The organism is Streptomyces sp. RLB3-17, from assembly GCF_007113425.2.
GTDB lineage: Bacteria > Actinomycetota > Actinomycetes > Streptomycetales > Streptomycetaceae > Streptomyces > Streptomyces mirabilis_D.
In genome coordinates, this window is the sequence record NZ_CP041610.2 from 2085003 (window position 1) to 2102084 (window position 17082).

17 protein-coding genes are annotated in these 17082 nt (G+C 70.0%); 7 read left to right on the plus strand and 10 right to left on the minus strand.

All coding sequences use genetic code 11. The features are described 5' to 3' along the window. The first annotated feature begins 35 nt into the window (after nt 1–35). Entirely contained in the window at nt 36–314 is a 279-nt protein-coding gene (locus FNV62_RS09825; RefSeq protein ID WP_144315096.1) for a DUF6332 family protein, read from the plus strand. Here FNV62_RS09825 and FNV62_RS09830 read toward each other — a convergent pair. The 3 genes from FNV62_RS09830 to FNV62_RS09840 all read right to left on the minus strand — a co-directional run bounded on the left by FNV62_RS09830 (nt 275) and on the right by FNV62_RS09840 (nt 3179). Next, a complete protein-coding gene (locus tag FNV62_RS09830; protein WP_054228788.1) occupies nt 275–940 on the minus strand; it encodes a response regulator transcription factor in 666 nt (221 codons plus the stop codon). The genes FNV62_RS09825 and FNV62_RS09830 overlap by 40 nt on opposite strands. 122 nt (nt 941–1062) lie before the next feature. After that, nucleotides 1063–2328, minus strand: coding sequence for a sensor histidine kinase (locus FNV62_RS09835; RefSeq protein WP_143654554.1), 1266 nt, complete (start codon nt 2326–2328; stop codon nt 1063–1065). 113 nt (nt 2329–2441) lie between these two features. Beyond that, the gene (locus tag FNV62_RS09840; protein WP_144315098.1) at nt 2442–3179 is read right to left on the minus strand and encodes a TetR/AcrR family transcriptional regulator; all 738 of its coding nucleotides are present in this window, start codon (nt 3177–3179) and stop codon (nt 2442–2444) included. Between the two features lie 167 nt (nt 3180–3346). Here FNV62_RS09840 and FNV62_RS09845 point away from each other — a divergent pair, with 167 nt between their 5' ends. Beyond that, the gene (locus FNV62_RS09845) at nt 3347–3796 is read left to right on the plus strand and encodes a nitroreductase family deazaflavin-dependent oxidoreductase (RefSeq protein WP_079089222.1); all 450 of its coding nucleotides are present in this window, start codon (nt 3347–3349) and stop codon (nt 3794–3796) included. 99 nt (nt 3797–3895) lie between these two features. On the opposite strand, the gene FNV62_RS09850 is transcribed toward FNV62_RS09845, so the two are convergent. Next, complete coding sequence (locus tag FNV62_RS09850) at nt 3896–5152, minus strand: geranylgeranyl reductase family protein (protein ID WP_097283604.1); 1257 nt, start codon at nt 5150–5152, stop codon at nt 3896–3898. A gap of 185 nt (nt 5153–5337) precedes the next feature. Between FNV62_RS09850 and FNV62_RS09855 the strand changes: the two genes are divergently transcribed. Next, nucleotides 5338–6693, plus strand: a complete 1356-nt coding sequence (locus FNV62_RS09855; protein WP_144315100.1) for a dipeptidase — start codon at nt 5338–5340, stop codon at nt 6691–6693. Between the two features lie 152 nt (nt 6694–6845). Here the strand turns inward: FNV62_RS09855 and FNV62_RS09860 are convergent, their stop codons facing one another. Continuing rightward, nucleotides 6846–7886 carry an NUDIX hydrolase gene (locus FNV62_RS09860; RefSeq protein WP_097283606.1) on the minus strand — a complete coding sequence of 347 codons (1041 nt, stop codon included), beginning with the start codon at nt 7884–7886 and terminating at the stop codon, nt 6846–6848. Between the two features lie 145 nt (nt 7887–8031). Then, a complete protein-coding gene (locus FNV62_RS09865) occupies nt 8032–8226 on the minus strand; it encodes a hypothetical protein (protein WP_054228794.1) in 195 nt (64 codons plus the stop codon). A gap of 120 nt (nt 8227–8346) precedes the next feature. On the opposite strand from FNV62_RS09865, the gene FNV62_RS09870 reads away from it, so the two are divergent. Then, complete coding sequence (locus FNV62_RS09870; protein ID WP_143607398.1) at nt 8347–8808, plus strand: excalibur calcium-binding domain-containing protein; 462 nt, start codon at nt 8347–8349, stop codon at nt 8806–8808. Nucleotides 8809–9314: 506 nt separating this feature from the next. On the opposite strand, the gene FNV62_RS09875 is transcribed toward FNV62_RS09870, so the two are convergent. Further along, nucleotides 9315–10298, minus strand: a complete 984-nt coding sequence (locus tag FNV62_RS09875; protein ID WP_097283608.1) for a Clp protease N-terminal domain-containing protein — start codon at nt 10296–10298, stop codon at nt 9315–9317. A 68-nt stretch (nt 10299–10366) separates the two neighbouring features. Between FNV62_RS09875 and FNV62_RS09880 the strand changes: the two genes are divergently transcribed. Next, the gene (locus FNV62_RS09880) at nt 10367–10726 is read left to right on the plus strand and encodes a hypothetical protein (RefSeq protein ID WP_060894811.1); all 360 of its coding nucleotides are present in this window, start codon (nt 10367–10369) and stop codon (nt 10724–10726) included. A 183-nt stretch (nt 10727–10909) separates the two neighbouring features. After that, nucleotides 10910–11131 (plus strand): hypothetical protein, encoded by a 222-nt coding sequence (locus tag FNV62_RS09885; RefSeq protein ID WP_054228798.1) that lies wholly within the window; start codon nt 10910–10912, stop codon nt 11129–11131. A gap of 138 nt (nt 11132–11269) precedes the next feature. Here FNV62_RS09885 and FNV62_RS09890 read toward each other — a convergent pair whose 3' ends face one another. From FNV62_RS09890 to FNV62_RS09900, 3 genes are read right to left on the minus strand one after another with little or no spacing between them, the layout of a single operon-like run. After that, entirely contained in the window at nt 11270–12199 is a 930-nt protein-coding gene (locus tag FNV62_RS09890) for a carbohydrate ABC transporter permease (RefSeq protein ID WP_144315102.1), read from the minus strand. Then, complete coding sequence (locus FNV62_RS09895) at nt 12196–13110, minus strand: carbohydrate ABC transporter permease (RefSeq protein WP_079089220.1); 915 nt, start codon at nt 13108–13110, stop codon at nt 12196–12198. Before FNV62_RS09895 ends, FNV62_RS09890 begins: the two co-directional genes overlap by 4 nt. A gap of 20 nt (nt 13111–13130) precedes the next feature. Next, entirely contained in the window at nt 13131–14399 is a 1269-nt protein-coding gene (locus FNV62_RS09900; RefSeq protein ID WP_054228801.1) for an ABC transporter substrate-binding protein, read from the minus strand. A 267-nt stretch (nt 14400–14666) separates the two neighbouring features. On the opposite strand from FNV62_RS09900, the gene FNV62_RS09905 reads away from it, so the two are divergent. After that, nucleotides 14667–16697 carry an NPCBM/NEW2 domain-containing protein gene (locus FNV62_RS09905; protein ID WP_205523143.1) on the plus strand — a complete coding sequence of 677 codons (2031 nt, stop codon included), beginning with the start codon at nt 14667–14669 and terminating at the stop codon, nt 16695–16697. Nucleotides 16698–17082: the final 385 nt, after the last annotated feature.

Genomic DNA, 17082 nt, shown 5'->3' on the forward strand with positions numbered 1-17082 from the left:
GTCCGCCGGGCGCGCTGTCGTGACAGACTCGGACCATGGGGAGACGCACGCAGGAGCAGCGGGACGCGATGACGATCGAGATCGGGTACGCGCTCCTCAGCGCGACCTTCGCGGCGGGCCTGGCGCTGGGCGCCGTATCCGGCCCCGCGCTGCTCTTCGATCTCCCGCTCACCATCGAGAAGGGCCTGATCACCTCGGGGGTACTGCTGGCGACCGCGCTCTTCGCGGTACGCGTGGTCACGGTACTCGTCCGCTTCGGCCGCGCGGCCGGGTCTCACCCGAGCCACCCCGGCCGCACCAACCCCGACTCATAGGCCAGCACGACCAGTTGGGCCCGGTCACGGGCGCCGAGCTTCACCATCGTGCGGCTGACATGGGTCTTGGCCGTGAGCGGGCTGACGACCAGACGCCGCGCGATCTCGTCGTTCGACAGTCCGATACCGACGAGGGCCATCACCTCCCGCTCCCGCTCGGTGAGCCGGACGAGCGACTCCGCGGCCGCGGGCTCCTTGGAGCGGGCCGCGAACTCCGCGATCAGCCGACGCGTCACGCCCGGTGACAGCAGCGCGTCGCCGCCGACCACCGCCCGTACCGCGCGCAGGAGTTCGTCCGGCTCGGTGTCCTTGACGAGGAAGCCGGAGGCACCGGAGCGGATCGCCTCGAAGACGTACTCGTCGAGCTCGAAGGTGGTGAGCATGACCACCTTCACGTCCTTGAGGTCCGGGTCGTCGGTGAGACGGCGGGTCGCGGCGAGGCCGTCGAGCAGCGGCATGCGGATGTCCATCAGAACGACGTCGGGGCGCAGTTCGCGCACCTTGCGCACCGCCTCCTCGCCGTCGGCCGCCTCACCGGCCACCTCCAGGTCCGCCTGTGCGTCGAGCAGCGCCTTGAAGCCCGCCCTGACCAGTGACTGGTCGTCGGCGAGCAGGACGCGGATCACCGTTCCTCCCGCGCCGTCCACCGGTCCTCCCGCGCCGTCCATCGATCCTCTCCCGCCGTCCACCGATCCTCCCCCGCCACCCGCCGGCTCTCCTGCGCCGTCCGCCGGCTCTCCCGCACCGTTCACCGGTCCTCCTTGACCTTCAGCGGGAGCACGGCCAGCACCCGGAAGCCTCCGTCGTCGCGCGGGCCCGCCTCGATCGTGCCACCGAGGGCGACGGCCCGCTCCCGCATACCGGCCAGCCCGTTGCCGCTGCCGCCCGCGTCGGTGCCGGTCGCGGGCCCGTCGTCGTCGATCCGCAGCCGCAGCGTGCCCTGCGCGGCTTCGAGCCGCACGCGCGCGTGCCGCGACCCCGAGTGCCGTACGACATTGGTGAGGGCCTCCTGGACGATACGGAACGCGGCGAGGTCGGTACCCGGCGGAAGCTTCGGAACGCCGCCGGTTTTCTCTACCTCGACCGTCAGACCCGCGCTCGCCGCCTGTTCGACGAGTTCGGGGAGCCGGTCGAGCCCGGGCGCCGGCGCGCGCGGCGCCTCCCCCGGCGTACGGAGTGTGTCGAGCACCTGGCGGACCTCGCCGAGCGCCTCCTTGCTGGCCTCCTTGATGGTGGTGAGCGCCGTGCGCGCCTGTTCCGGGTCGGAGTCGAGAAGCGCGAGGCCGACGCCCGCCTGAACATTGATCACGGAGATGCTGTGGGCGAGGACGTCGTGCAGTTCACGGGCGATCCGCAGCCGCTCCTCGTCGGCGCGCCGGGCGGCGGCCCGCGCGCGTTCGGCGCGGTCGCGGGCCCACTGCTCACGGCGTATCCGGGCCAGCTCCGACACCACCACGACCAGCACGCCCCACGTGAGGAAGCCGAGTTCCTGGTTCCAGGAGGCGGCCCGGTCCCCCGCGGGTGGCAACCAACGGTAGAGCCAGTGCCCCACCAGCAGATGGCTGGCCCACAGCATGCCGACGGCCGTCCAGGCGGCCCAGCGGTGCCCCGCGACGACCGCTCCGAAGCAGCCGACGGCCACGGTGACGAAGACGGGACCGTACGGATATCCGGCGGCCAGATAGACCAGCGCCGCCGCGGCCGTGCCGAAGGCGACGAGCACCGGGTGCCGGTGCCGCCACAGCAGCAGGCCGGTGCCGAGGATCAGCAGCGCCCTCCCGAAAGGGTCCAGGGGGGTGCGTTCGCTGTCCTGGGCGTGCGCCGCGAACTGGGAGCCGCCCACCACGAAGACGGTCAGCAGCAGGGTGGAACGCCACGGCCACCGGTCACCGCGCCCGCCGCGCCCGTCACCATGGTCCTCGCCGCTCCATCGGCGCCACCCCGGTGGTCCGTGCCGCCACCACGGCGGTACCCCGGCCCACACCGGGGACCTGGGGGTTCGCTGCTCTTCCATGACGGTCACGCTAGACGGCACGGGCCGCCGGTGGCGTCAGCCGGGCGAGGTGATCACGCGTACTCCCCACGGAGTACCGCCCGGTCCCTCCACGGATCACCACCCGGTCGTCGTCAGGGACCGCCCGTGCCGTTCCCCTTGCCCGATGACCCGGTCGGCTCGGGGTACACCAGGCCCACGCCGTGGGCGAGTTGGTCCACCGCGTGCCGGAAGAACGGCTCGCGGTCCTCCACGAGCCGGTTGAACTGCCCGAAGAGCTCGAACCCGATCAGCCCGTAGAGCTGGGCCCAGGCGGCGACGAGCGCCGCGACCGCCTCGGGCGGCAGGTCGGGCGCGAGGTCGGCGGCCATCCGCTGCGCCTCGGCCTTCAGGTCGGGCGGCAGCGGGGTGCGGGCCACGCCCTTGCCCCGATAGGCGTCACGCACGATGCCGACCAGCAGCAGCCCCACGCGGGAGGCGGCCGGGATGGTCGTGTCCGGCGCGGTGTAGCCGGGCACGGGCGAACCGTAGATGAGCGCGTACTCGTGCGGCTGCGCCAGGGCCCAACGGCGCGCCGCCATGCACACCGCGATCCAGCGTTCGCGCGGCCCGGCGCCCGCGACCTGCGCGTGCGCCGTCTCCGCGCTCTCGCCGAGGGAGTCGTAGGCGTCGATGATGAGCGCGGTCAGCAGGTCGTCACGGCTGGGGAAGTAGCGGTAGAGCGCGGAGGAGACCATGCCGAGCTCCCGGGCGACGGCTCTGAGCGAGAGCTTGGCGGCGCCCTCCGCGGCGAGCTGTCTGCGTGCCTCTTCCTTGATGGCCGCGGTGACCTCGATCCTGGCTCGGGCGCGTGCTCCGCGTGCGGTACTCATGCGGGAGAGTGTGCCACGCTTTCAGAGCAGTGCACACAAACGAGAGCACTGCTCTTGATTTGGATCACTGATCTCATGCAGACTGCTCTCAAGCGAGAGCGGTGCTCACAAAAGCGAGCAGCGCTCCCACTCAGAGAGCGGCGCTCTCGCAACCGATGGGGGTCATCATGTCCACACACGTCCAGAAGCCCGGCTGGTTCACCGTCAACGTCTTCAACCGCTGCGTGGCGTTCATGACCCGCCGCGGTCTCAGCATCTGGGGCTCCCGGGTCCTGGCCGTCCGTGGCCGCAAGAGCGGCGCGTGGCGCACCACCCCGGTCAATCTGCTCACCGTGGACGGACAGCAGTACCTGGTCGCCCCCCGCGGCCACGTCCAGTGGACGCACAACATGCGGGCCGCGGGCGGCGGCGAACTGCGCCTCGGCAAGAGGGTGGACACGTTCACCGCGACCGAGGTCGGCGACGACGACAAGGTTCCGCTGCTGCGCGCCTACCTCAAGCGCTGGAAGGCCGAGGTCGGTGTCTTCTTCGGAGGCGTCGGCCCCGACTCCTCCCCCGAGGAGCTGCGCCGCATCGCCCCCGACCACCCGGTCTTCCGGATCACGGTCACGAGCTGACCGGCCGGGAGCCGACGGACACCCCCGTCGGCCACCGGCACTCCAGGGCCACGGAGACGGACACGCACACGGACACGGACACGGCTCCGCGGCCGACGGTCACTCCGTGGTCGGAGTGCTCTCAACAACCGTCGGCGCGGCGACGGCCGAGCGCCGGTCGAGCGCGGACAGGGCGCGCCCTGCCATCGGGTGGGAACGCACCAACTCGCCCAGCGTGGTCGAACCGCGGGTGATCCCGGCGAACGCCCTCCAGGCGGGCCGGAAACTGGTGATCGCCGCGTGGAGCATGCCCGGCCGGCGCTCGAAGGCCGCGAGCATGCTCTTGCCGACGGCCATCTCCACGCCGAGCCCCGCCTTGATGGCGAAGGCGTAGTTGAGCGCCTGGCGCCGGGTGTCCACCGCGTCGTGCGCCTCGGCGATCCGTACCGCCCACTCCCCCGCGAGCCGACCGGAGCGCAGGGCGAAGGAGATGCCCTCGCGGGTCCAGGGTTCGAGCAGCCCCGCCGCGTCGCCGCAGACCAGCACGCGCCCGCGCGACAGCGGGGAGTCGTCGGCGCGGCAGCGCGTCAGGTGTCCGGAGGAGATGCCCGGCTCGAAGCCGGCGAGCCCGAGCCGGGCGATGAAGTCCTCCAAGTACCGCTTGGTGGCGGCACCTTCGCCGCGCGCGGAGATCACGCCGACGGTGAGCGTGTCCCCCTTGGGGAACACCCAGCCGTAACTGCCCGGCATGGGACCCCAGTCGATCAGGACCCGCCCCTGCCAGTCCTCGGCGACGGTCTCCGGCACCGGGATCTCCGCCTCCAGGCCGAGGTCGACCTGGTCGAGCTTCACCCCGACGTGCGCCCCTATGCGGCTGGCGCTGCCGTCCGCGCCGACGACCGCCCGCGCCAGCACGGCCTCGCCGCCCTGGAGGACGACGGCGACGGTGCGCCGGTCGGGCACGGCGGACCCGTGCTGTTCGACCCGCGAGACCGTCACTCCCGTGCGCAGCTCGGCGCCCGCCTTCTGGGCGTGCTCGACGAGCTGCTGGTCGAACTCGGGCCGGTTGATGAGCCCGAACAACATCTGCTTGGAGCGCCGTGTGCGGGTGAACTTGCCGTCGAGCGAGAACGTGACCGCGTGCACCCGGTCCTGGAGCGGTAGTTCGAAGCCGGGCGGCAGGGCGTCGCGCGAGGGGCCGATGATGCCGCCGCCACACGTCTTGTAGCGGGGCAGTTCCGCCTTCTCCAGCAGCAGGACGCTGCGTCCCGCGACCGCTGCCGCATAGGCGGCCGAGGCGCCCGCCGGCCCCGCGCCGACCACGACGACGTCCCACACCCGCTGTTCGTCGTCCGCCGAAGAGTTCTCGCTGCTCACGATGGTCTACTGCTCCCAGTCCAGCCGTCTGCCGCCACGGTCCCGAGCATCCTACGGCGGGCATCGCCGCAGGCCACTGTGGGAGGATCAGGGGCGTATGCGCCCTGCACACCAGGAACGCGCGTACGCACCACCCGATCACTTGTACACAGAAGTACAACGTCGCACCTACAAGGAGCGTGCCCATGTCGTCGAATCCGGTCGCCGAGACCGTCGCCTCGCTCATGCCCGGGGCGCAGGTGGAGCTCGCCGAACTGGTGGCCTTCAAGTCGGTGGCGGACTTCGACCAGTACCCCAGGAGCGAGAGCGAGGGCGCCGCGAACTGGATCGCCGGCGCGCTGCGCGCCGAGGGTTTTCAGGACGTGGCGCTGCTGGACACCCCGGACGGCACGCAGTCGGTGTACGGCTTCCTGCCCGGGCCCGAGGGCGCCAAGACCGTGCTGCTGTACGCGCACTACGACGTGCAGCCGCCGCTCGACGAGGCTGCCTGGACGACCCCGCCGTTCGAGCTGACGGAGCGCGCCGGCCGCTGGTACGGGCGCGGCGCCGCCGACTGCAAGGGCGGGTTCATCATGCACCTGCTCGCGCTGCGCGCGCTGAAGGCGAACGGTGGCGTTCCGGTGGGCGTCAAGGTGATCGTCGAGGGTTCGGAGGAGCAGGGCACGGGCGGTCTGGAGCGGTACGCCGAACAGCACCCGGAGCTGCTGACCGCCGACACCGTCGTCATCGGCGACGTCGGCAACTTCCGGCTGGGTCTGCCGACGGTCACCTCGACCCTGCGCGGGATGACGCTCGTTCGCGTGCAGATCGACACGCTGGAAGGCAATCTGCACTCGGGCCAGTTCGGCGGGGCGGCGCCCGACGCGCTGGGCGCGCTGATCCGCGTACTGGACTCGCTGCGCGCCGAGGACGGTTCGACGACGATCGACGGGCTGACCGGGGACGCGCGCTGGGAAGGCTTGCAGTACGAGGAGGAGGCGTTCCGCAAGGACGCCAAGGTGCTGGACGGGGTCGAGTTGGTCGGCTCGGGTACGGTCGCCGACCGCATCTGGGCGCGTCCGGCCGTCACCGTACTCGGCATCGACTGCCCGCCGGTCGTCGGCGCCACCCCGTCCGTGCAGGCGGGCGCGCGTGCGCTGGTGAGTCTGCGGGTGCCGCCGGGCGTGGACGCGGTCGAGGCGACCAAGCTCCTGCAGGCCCATCTGGAGGCGCGCACGCCGTGGGGCGCGCGGGTGCGCACCGAGCAGATCGGCCAGGGCCAGCCGTTCCGCGCCGACACCTCCAGCCCGGCGTACACGGCGATGGCCGAGGCGATGGCCATCGCCTACCCGGGCGAGGAGATGCAGTCCGCGGGCCAGGGCGGTTCCATCCCGTTGTGCAACACCCTCGCCTCGCTCTACCCGCACGCGGAGATCCTCCTCATCGGCCTGAGCGAGCCGCAGGCGCAGATCCACGCCGTGAACGAGAGCGTCTCCCCCGACGAGCTGGAGCGTCTCTCGGTCACGGAGGCGTTGTTCCTCCAGAAGTACGCGGCGAGCTGACCACCCGGCCGAGAGGGTCCTCGCAACCCGGCGAGGACCCTCTGGCTCGGTCTGGTGAACAGCCTGCGCTCGTGCGCCGTCGACCATCGGCGCCGGATCACCCCGTGTCCGTACGCCCTCGGCGTCGGCCGAGGGGTGGCCCGGCATCGACGTCAGCCGAGCGGTACACCGGCCTCCAGGTAGAGTGCGGCGCCGCGCTCCCGCGCCCGCAGGGCCCAACACAGCCGCTCGTAGCGCACCGGTGGCAGCAGGTCCGCGGCCTCCCGCTCGGTCACGAAACGCCAGGCGCGCAGTTCGGGGCCGGGGAGCAGCAGCCGGCGGGCCTCGTCGGAGTCGAGGCGGCCGCCGTCGAAGAGAAGGCGCAGACCGCCGTAGCCGGGGGGTGCGGGCGGCTCCCAGTCCACCACCAGCAGACCGGGTACGTCCTCGAGCCGTATGCCGGTCTCCTCGGCGACCTCGCGCATGCCCGCGCGCGCGGGAGCCTCCCCCGGCTCGACGACGCCGCCGGGAAACTCCCAGCCCGCCTTGTAGGTGGGGTCGACGAGCAGCACCCGGTCCTCCTCGTCGAAGAGGAGGACTCCGGCGGCGACGGTCTCGGAGGTCGGTTCGGGGGTCTGCACGATGTCGCACGCCGACGCGTCACCGCTGCGTACGGCTTCGGCGACGCGCACTGCGGTGTCGTACGGGGTGAGGGCGCTGGTGTCGACGGGGTGGGCGTCGGCGGTGAGCCAGGAGGCGAGCGCCGCGCGGTAGGGCTCGATGTGGTCGTAGGACCACTGGCGCACCCGTATCTCGCCGTCGGGAAGGTTCTCGGGTATCTCCCGGTCGGCTATGCGCGCCCGCAGGATCGTTTCCGCCGGGGCGAGGAGCACATGGCGTACTTCGATCCGGCGCGAGGCGAGACCGCCGAAGATCTCGTCACGGTACTCCTGGCGCAGCAGGGTCATGGGAACCACGAGCACGCCGCCGAGCTCCGCGAGCAGGGCGGCCGCGGTGTCGACCACCAGGCGCCGCCAGATCGGCAGGTCCTGGAAGTCGCCGACTTCGGCGAGGCGTTTGGCGGGCAGCAGGTGCGCGAGCTCGCCGCCGATCACCTCGGGGTCGAAGAGCGTGCTGTTCGGGATCAGGTCGATCAGTTCCCGTGCGGTGGAGGTCTTCCCCGCACCGAACGCTCCGTTGATCCAGACGATCACGGACAGTTCCCCCTCTTCTATTGGCCCCCTGAGGCTTGCCCGCTTCACCCTGCCACGGAAACCAGCCGCAGATGAGGGAGCCGACGGCGCGGCGCCGGTGTTCCGGTCGCGGGGAGCACCGGCGCCGCGTGTCCGCCCCGGCGTTTCAGCCGTCCTTGCCGAGCGCGGTGTCGTCCACCGCCAGGCTGTCGCTGCTGAGCGTGTGGTCGAGGCTGCTGAGCGTGTCCTTGACGGGCAGGTCGCCCAGGGAATCGCCGTCGACGGCGTGGGACGGGGTGATCGCCGCGACGACGAACCCGGTGGCGAGGGAGGCGATGGCGAGCATGCTGCGCTTCTTCATGCCCGGTTCAACTCCCGAGGCGACGAGGAGTCACGGGTGGGTCACGCAACTCCCACTCCTCCCCTTCGGTCACATCAGCGGCACTACCGTCATCCCACTCGAAACACCTCAGGGGGGGACATGACCAACCCGTACACGGCACCACCCGCCGCATCGGCCCGCACCGCCCCGGGCTGGGCCCGCAAGCGCTACGTACTGCCCGCGCTGGCCGTGGCCCTCTTCATCGGCGCCGGCATCGGCAACAGCGGCGGAAACACCACCGAGTCCGCCGCGGCGAAGCCCGGTCCGACCACCACCGTCACCGCGACGACGACCGCGACCGCGACGCGGACCGCCACGGAGACGGTCACGGCGACGCCCGCCGAGACCGTGACCGTGCGGAGCACGAAGACCGTACGCGCGACGGTCACCGCGCAGCCCGCCGCCGCGGGCGGTGCCGGCAGCGACGACAGCGGCGGGGGCTCCGTGTACTACGAGAACTGCGCCGCGGCCCGGGCGGCGGGCGCCGCGCCCGTCCACGTGGGAGACCCCGGTTACGGCCGCCACCTCGACCGCGACGGAGACGGCGTCGGCTGCGAGTGACTCGCGGATCAGCCCTCGGTGGACCCCGGTGTCACAGTCGGGACGCCTTGTCCCGCCGCTTCTGACAGCAGCGAGCCCCGCACCGGGCGCTGTTCCGGGCGGGGCATCAGCAACAACCCGACTGGATCGTTGGGATGTTGACGACAATGCTACGGGCGGCCACTGACAACGCGGGCCGGCTGCGCCGCCGAGCCACCAGCACACAGATGGTCCGCCCGGTCCGGCTCCGACGATGGTGATGGTGATGGTGATGGTGATGGTCGCCTCCGATTCGCCGTATTGCCTGCTCGCGGGAGATCGACCCGTGGTGCGCGCGGGCGCCCACCGGCGCGGCGCCGAACGCGAGACCGGACGCGCCGACCGCCTCGGTCGGGAACCTGGTCGGTCGGCCGGCCTCGGTCGGGAACCTGGCCGGTCGGCCGGCCTCGTTCGGCTCGGCGAGGCGCGACTACCGGCGCGTGCCGGCCGACGGCGTCCTCACCTGTCCCGCCGACAGGTTCCGGCCCTCAGCCGGTTCGCCGGCGGAGCCGGGGCGCGAGGACCGTGCGCACGACCTTGGCCACGTTGCTCGCGGCGGATCCGTCCTCCTCTCCGGGTTCCGGTTCCAGCACACGCTGGATCTGCAGCAGCAGCTGATTGGTCGACCGCCAGAGCGGGACGAACATGCCGGCCGCCGGCCCGACGCCCTGGATCGGGCCGTTGGACAGCTCGGTGACCTTCTTGGCGATCGTGACCGTTGTCGGGTCCCGCAGGATCAGGTGCACCTCGTCGTCGACCAGCCGGATTTCCATCTTGCGTGCGGCGGCCTCCTCCGGGTTCGCGTCCGTGGTCGTCTCCGGATCCAGTTCGTCGATCTTGGCGGCGACCGCGTCCGGGTCGACCCCGAGTTCGCGCAGCACCCTGGCCGCCATGCTGTTCTCCGCCCGCAGCATCGCCTCGAGCAGGTGATGGCTGCCGACCGGTGCACCACCGGCCAGCGCGCTGGCGGCGGACACGGTGTCCTCGGTGGCAGGCGTGCCGGCCGGCCATGGGCCGGCCTCGATGTCCTGCGATCCCTCCAATGACGCCAGCACCGCGGCACGGATCTTGCTGACCGGATTGATCCGCTCGGCAAGCACCTTCGCGCCGACGCCCTCACCGTCCCCGGTGACCAGGGCGAGCAGGATGTGTTCCGTACCGATGGAGGTGTGGTGCAGCTGCTGCGCCTCTCGCAGGGCGAGGTCCAGCGTCTTCTTCGCGCTCGGCGCGAAGGGGATATGACCCCTCAGCTCCTGCGTGCCGGGCTTGGCCACCGCGGCGATATCGACCTGCGCCGTCTCCTTGTCGTACCCGAGCCGGTGCAGAACTTGCGCCGCCATGCTGTCCGGCGCGTCGAGCAGCCCCAACAGGATGTGCTCCGTGCCGATGTGGTGGTGCTTGAGCAGCCTCGCCTCCTCCTGAGCCGTGACGACCACCTTGCGGGCTTCCACCGTGAACCGTTCAAATGGCATGGCTCCATAGTCCCAACCATGTCAATACACTGTTATTAATAGGGTCACTCTGCTGAAGGGAGGGTGTGATGGAGACACCGTCGGACTGGGAGGGCCGGCTCGCGCGCTGGCAGAACGAGCTGGAGCTGTTCGAGCAGCTGGACGAGACACCCTGGGTCACGCTGGCCAAGGCGGAAGCCGAGACCGGCGTTTCCCGCTCGGCCCTGCGGTCCTGGTACCGCAACGGCGAGATCCGGTCCCGGCTGGTGGACGGCCCGAACGGGCCGCAGCGCCTGGTCCAGCTGGACGCGGTGATCGAGCGCGCCGCCGCGTCACCGCGCATTCAGCGCAGGGCGGAACGGGAAGTCAGCCTGGAAGCCCAGGTCACCCTGCTACGGCACCGGGTTGACCAGCTTGAGATGCGGCTGGCCGCGCTGGAACGGAAGTGACCGGCGCGAGCAGCACCCTGCCATCGGCCCGGGGGAACGGGCCGGCATCGAGGGCCGGCGCCACCGCTTACCGGGAAGCGACATCAGCCTACGAGCGCCCACGCCGTCCGGCACGCGTTGCCCGGGGGGCTCTGAGCCCGGGCTCCGGATGCGCATCCGGGCGGGCCGGGCGAGTCTGAAACCATGCCCGGAGAGCTGCATGTGATCGTGTACCCACCATCCCCGACCGACGGCAGTCGGCAGGTGCGCGTCAACGGAGAACTTCTCACCGCACACTCACTGCGCGACCTGGCCGCCTTCCTCCGCTACGCCGGACTGGAAGGGATCGACGAAGTCGACGTGGCCAACTCAAGGGTGATCGAGTGGCACGGCGGCGGACCTGAAGCGTGGTCTCCACCGACCTGACGCGCGACCCAGCTGGAGGCCATTCGTTCGGCATGGCTGTTGCTGCCGGAGAGCTTGACGGCAGTCACGTACTGCTCGGTGGCCCGCGGCTACTGGAGGAAGGCCCTCGCAGGAGCGGGCGTCATCGCTCGTCAGGACCTACCCCTTGGTGGACCCCAGGGTCAGGCCCGCGACGAAGTGCCGTTGCAGGAGCAGGAAGACCAGGATCGTGGGGAGGGCGACCAGGACGGAGCCCGCGGCCAGCAGGTTGTAGTCGGTGAAGAACTGGCCGCGGAGGTTGTTGAGGGATGACGTGATCGGGAGCTTGTCGGGGTTGGAGATAAAGATCAGGGCCCAGAGGAAGTCGTTGTAGATCCAGGTGAACTCCAGGGTGCCGAGGGCCGCGAGGGCGGGGCGGCACAGCGGGAGGGTGATGCGCCAGAACTGGGTCCACACGCCCGCGCCGTCGACGATGGCGGCCTCGAGGATCTCCTGTGGCAGCGTCCGCATGAAATTGGCCAGCACGAAGACGCAGAAGCCCATCTGGAAGCCGATGTTGACGATGATGACGGCCCAGTAGGAGTCGTACATCGTCAGCGAGTCGGACATCCACCACGGCAGCGGGATCCTGTTGAACAGGACGTACAGCGGGGTGACGATGACCTGTTGGGGCAGCAGGTTGCCCGCGGTGAAGAACATCAGCAGGACCAGGCCCCCACGCAGCTTCAGCCGGGACACGGCGAAGGCGACGAACGAGGCGAGGAAGAGGGTCACGAGGACGGCGGGCACGGCGATGAGCAGGGTGTTGGTGAAGTACTTGCCCATGCCGGATTCGCTGTAGGCGCGGCGGTAGTACTCGAAGGACAGGTGCTTCGGGAAGGAGAAGTAGCCGTTCTGCGCCGTCTCCTCGTACGGGCGCAGCGAGGCGTAGACGGCGAGCAGGAGCGGCGCGAGGAAGGCGAGCGAGACGCCCATCAGGAAGATGTGGACGCCGAAGCGGCCGGGGCGTGGCCGGCGGCGGGGAGCGGGCACCTTCTCCGGAGCGGCTGCGGGGCGCGCGGGGGCGCCGGTGCGGATGTCGGCGGTCATCGTTCGCGCGCACCTCGCAGCTCTTGGACCAGGAACGTCACGATGAACCCCAGGGAGACGGTGAGCAGGACGACCGCGATGGCGGAGCCGAATCCGATGCGGCTGGCTTCCCCGATGATGTTGTCGGTGATCAGGACGGAGAGCAGTTCCAGGCCGTTGCGGCCCTTGTTGACCGCGTAGACGATGTCGAACGCGCGCAGCGCCTCGATGACGGTGATGACCCCGACGATCACGTTGACCGGGCGCAGGGTCGGGAAGACGACACGGAAGAAGGTCTGGCGGGCGTTCGCGCCGTCGATCGCGGCGGCTTCCTTCAGCTGCGGGTCGACGGACTTGAGCCCGGCGAGGTAGAGGATCATGACGTAACCCGTGTGCCGCCAGCTCGCCGCGATCATCATCATCCAGATGTTGAGGTGCGCGTCGCCGAGCCAGTCGATCGGGTTCTCGTGGTTGTTGAGGATCGTGTTGACCACGCCCTGGTCGGTGCCGAGGATCAGCTGGGCGATGAAGCCGACGATGGCGAGCGAGAGCACGACCGGCAGGTAGATCACGGACTGGTAGAAGCGGCTGAAGCGCACTCCGCGGTCGATGAGCACCGCGAGGAACAGTCCGAACGGGGTGGCGATCAGGCCGAGGAAGAGCAGCCACAGGACGTTGTGGCGGACGGCGGGCCAGAACGCCGGGTAGTTCTCGAACACGTTCTTGTAGTTGTCGCCGCCCACCCAGTGGATGTCGCCGATGCCGTCCCAGGAGGTGAAGGAGAGCCCGATGGAGGCGAGGGTCGGGCCCCAGACGATGACGATGTCGAGCAGGACGGGTATGCCGAGGAGCACGCCGAGGACGACGGTGTCGCGGCGGGTGAACCGCCGCAGCCGCCGTCGTCCGGCGCGCCGTGGGATGTTGAGCGCCACGGAACGTCTTCCCCCAGTGATCAGCCGACGGGCGACGAGAAGATGGTCTTCTTCTGTCGTTCGATGCTGTTGCAGAGACCGTCGACGTCCTTCGGGTTGCCGATGAAGTCCTGGATCGCCTTGATCATCACGGTCGAGGCGAAGTCCGGACGGGTGTCGCGGTCCATGAACTGCGAGATCTGCTTGGCGCCCGAGACGAGCTGGGCCGACTTCTTCTGCAGGGCACTGTACTTGGTGGTGTCGGCCCCGTCGTTGACGGCCACGTTGTTGGGGTCGAGGGCGAGGTAGGTGTTCTCGGCGGTGGGGGTGCCCAGCCATTTCAGGAGGGCCTTGGCGCCGTCGAGGTTCTTCGACTTCTTGGCGACCAGGAAGCCGTCGATGGGCGCTTCCACGGCGTCCTGCGCGTACTGCGGGTCGATCTCGGGGAAGGCGAAGAAGTCGATGTCGTCGCGTTCGTTCTCGGGGAACTGGGTGCCCGGGTGCGGCATTCCGAAGACCGCCATCCCCGTCTTGCGCTGCTGCAGGCTCTGCCCGGCCTCCTCCCAGGTCCGGCCGAGGGCACCCTTCTGGTAGTAGGGCATGACCTCGCGCCAGGTGTCGAAGACGTTCTTCACCTTGGTGTCGGTCCATGACTCCGTGCCGGCCATCAGGGACTTGTGGAAGTCGTATCCGTTCAGGCGCATGTTGATGTAGTCGAAGGTGCCCATCGCGGGCCAGCCGTCCTTGTCGCAGAAGGCGACCGGCGTCCCGTCCTTCGACATCCGCTTGGCCAGCGCGATGAAGTCGTCCCAGGTCTTGGGCTGTTGGTAGCCCTTGGACTGGAAGAGGCTCTTGCGGTGGAAAACGGCCCACGGGTAGTAGTAGTACGGCACGAAGTACTGCTTGCCGGAGTGGGTGGACTGCTCCTTCAGGGCGTCGGAGAAGCCGGTGAATCCGCTCCACACGTCGCTGATCTCGTGCAGGAGCCCCTTCTCCGCGAAGTACTGCATGCGATACCCCGCGAACCACATGAAGACGTCGTCGGGCGTGCCCTGGAGATAGCGGTTGATGTTCTCCTGGAAGTCGTTGTGGTCCTTGGTGTTGACCTTGACCTTCTTGCCGGACTTCTTCTCGTACGCCGAGAAGGCCGCCGCGTACGCCTTCTTGGGGACCGGGTCCGAGGCGTTGGACCCCACGGTGACTTCGTTCTTGTTTCCGCCGGGTCCGTCGCCGCAGGCGGACAGCAGGGCGGGGAGCGTGAGCGCGCCGGCGCCTAGAGCCGCACCACGCAAGAGATTTCGCCGGGACATCCGATGACCTGAGGTGCCTTCGGGCACGACAATCCCCTTCAACGATGACTGTGCCATGTCCCCCTCCTCGGGGTGCCACCCAACACAACCGAACGCGAGGCTTGGATCTCACTCCCATGTCGGAGTGTCGTCAAGGGTTCAGACGAGATATCGAACAACCGTTACCACTTCTCTTCCAACAGAGTTGGACAGGTCCTACCGTAAGCGCGCACCATTGTCGCGGACATGCAGTCATCCTATCTTTCGCGAGTTCGGAGGAACGTAACGATGCGTCACCTTCCCACCCGCACAACCCGCCGAAGAGTGGTCGGAGCACTCGCGACGGCCCTGTTGTGTACGACCGGCCTGACCGCCCCGGAGGCCCTGGCCGCCCCCGCCCCCACCCAAGCCCCCGCGTCCCCCGCCCTGGCCGACGGCCTCGCGCTCACCCCTCCGATGGGCTTCAACAACTGGAACTCCACACACTGCCGGGCCGAGTTCAACGAGACCATGGTCAAGGGGATCGCGGACCTCTTCGTGGAGAAGGGGCTCAAGGACGCCGGGTACCAGTACGTCAATCTGGACGACTGCTGGGCCCTGCCGTCACGGAACGGCGACGGCAAGCTGGTACCCGACCCGGTGCGCTTCCCGAACGGGATCAAGGCGGTCGCCGACTACGTGCACGCCAAGGGGCTCAAGCTCGGCATCTACACGAGCGCGGGCACGAAGACGTGCGACAGCGTGGGATTCCCGGGCGCCCTCGGCCACGAGTACAGCGACGCCCAGCAGTTCGCGGACTGGGGCGTCGACTACCTCAAGTACGACAACTGCAACAACCAGGGCGTGGACGCCAAGCTGCGCTACACGACCATGCGGGACGCGCTGAAGGCGACCGGGCGGCCCATCGTCTACAGCCTCTGTGAATGGGGCCAGAACAAGCCCTGGGAGTGGGCCTCGGACGTCGGACATCTGTGGCGCACGACCGGTGACATCAGCGCCAACTGGGGCTCGATGCTGTCGATCCTCAAGCAGAACCTGCCCCTCGCCCCGCACGCGGGTCCCGGTCACTGGAACGACCCGGACATGCTGGAGGTCGGCAACGGCGGCATGACCGACACCGAGTACCGCTCCCACTTCTCGATGTGGTCGGTCATGGCGGCTCCGCTGCTCATCGGCTCGGATCTGCGCAAGGCGTCGCCCGCCACCTTCGACATCCTCGACAACAAGGAAGTCATCGCGGTCGACCAGGACCCCCTGGGCAAGCAGGGCACCGTGCTCTCCTCCGAGGGCGGACGCTGGGTCGTCGCCAAGGAGATGAAGGACGGCAGCCGGACGGTGGCGCTGTTCAACGAGACCGGCCGCGCCCAGCACATCGCCACGACCACGGCGGCCGTGGGGCTGCCGGCCGCCCACGGCTACACCCTGCGCGACCTGTGGCAGCACCGGAGCTACAACACCGCCGGAGCCGTCTCCGCGACCGTCCCCGCGCACGGCACGGTCCTCCTCCGCGTCTCGGCCGACCGCCACTGGGCCAAGAACCCGCCCGCCGTCGAAGTGGGCCTGGACGGAAGCCAGTTGATGGAGGCGGGCAAGCCGGTCTCCCTGACGTCGGCGGTGACCGACCTCGGCCGTACGCCCGCGCGGCGCGTCTCGGTGGCGCTGAGCGGCCCGACGGGCTGGAAGGTCGCGGCCGCCTCACCGACCACGGCGGGCACGGTACGCACGGGACACTCCCTGCGTACGAAGTGGCGGGTCACCCCGCCCGAGGGCACGGCCGCGGGATCGTACGACCTGACGCTCAGGGCCGCGTACCGCTCACCGAGCGGCATACGCGCCGACAGCGTGCTCCCGCTCACGGTGTCGGTCGTCGTGGCTCCCCCTTCGGGCGTCTCCTACCTCGGCGACCTGCCATGGCTGTCGACGACCAATGGATTCGGCCCGGTTGAGCGCAACACCAGCAACGGGGAGAGCGCCGCGGGCGACGGTCATCCGATCACTCTCGGCGGAGTCGTCTACGCCAAGGGGCTCGGTGCGCACGCCCCGAGTGCCATCGAGTACTACACCGGCAAGCGGTGCCGGACCGTCACCGCGGATGTCGGCGTCGACGACGAGAAGGGCGCCAAGGGCACCGTCGCGTTCGAGATCTGGGCGGATGGCACGAAGGTCGCCTCGACCGGGGTCCTCACCAACGCGATGCCGGCCCAGCCGGTCTCGGCCGACGTGACCGGCGCCCAGGTGGTTCGCCTCGTCGTCACCGACGGCGGCGACGGCGTCGACTCGGACCACGCGGACTGGGCGGACGCCCGACTGACCTGCTGACCTGCTGACCGGAGCGCCGAGCCGGGGATCTCCTCCGGCTCGGCAGCGGGGGAAACCCGGCCGATCGGCCCCTTGCCGGTCGCCGGGGCGCCCCACACCGGTACCCCGCCCGGACACTCCGCCCAGGACACTCCGCCGGCAGCCGAAGTGCTCGGCACGACCGGGGCCGAGCCGACCGCGCCTGTAGGACTTGGCCCAAGCAGGTTCCCCGCAGGGGGCGTCGGTCCCGGACCGCAGGCCCGGTCACGGCTCGGGCCGCGACCGCGCTCCCTCACCCCCGGCGGATCACCCGCACCTCCGGTCGGCACACCCGGCGCATCACCCGCACCTCCGGTCGGCACGCCCGACGCGTCACCCGCGCCTCGGTCGGCACCCCTGACGCATC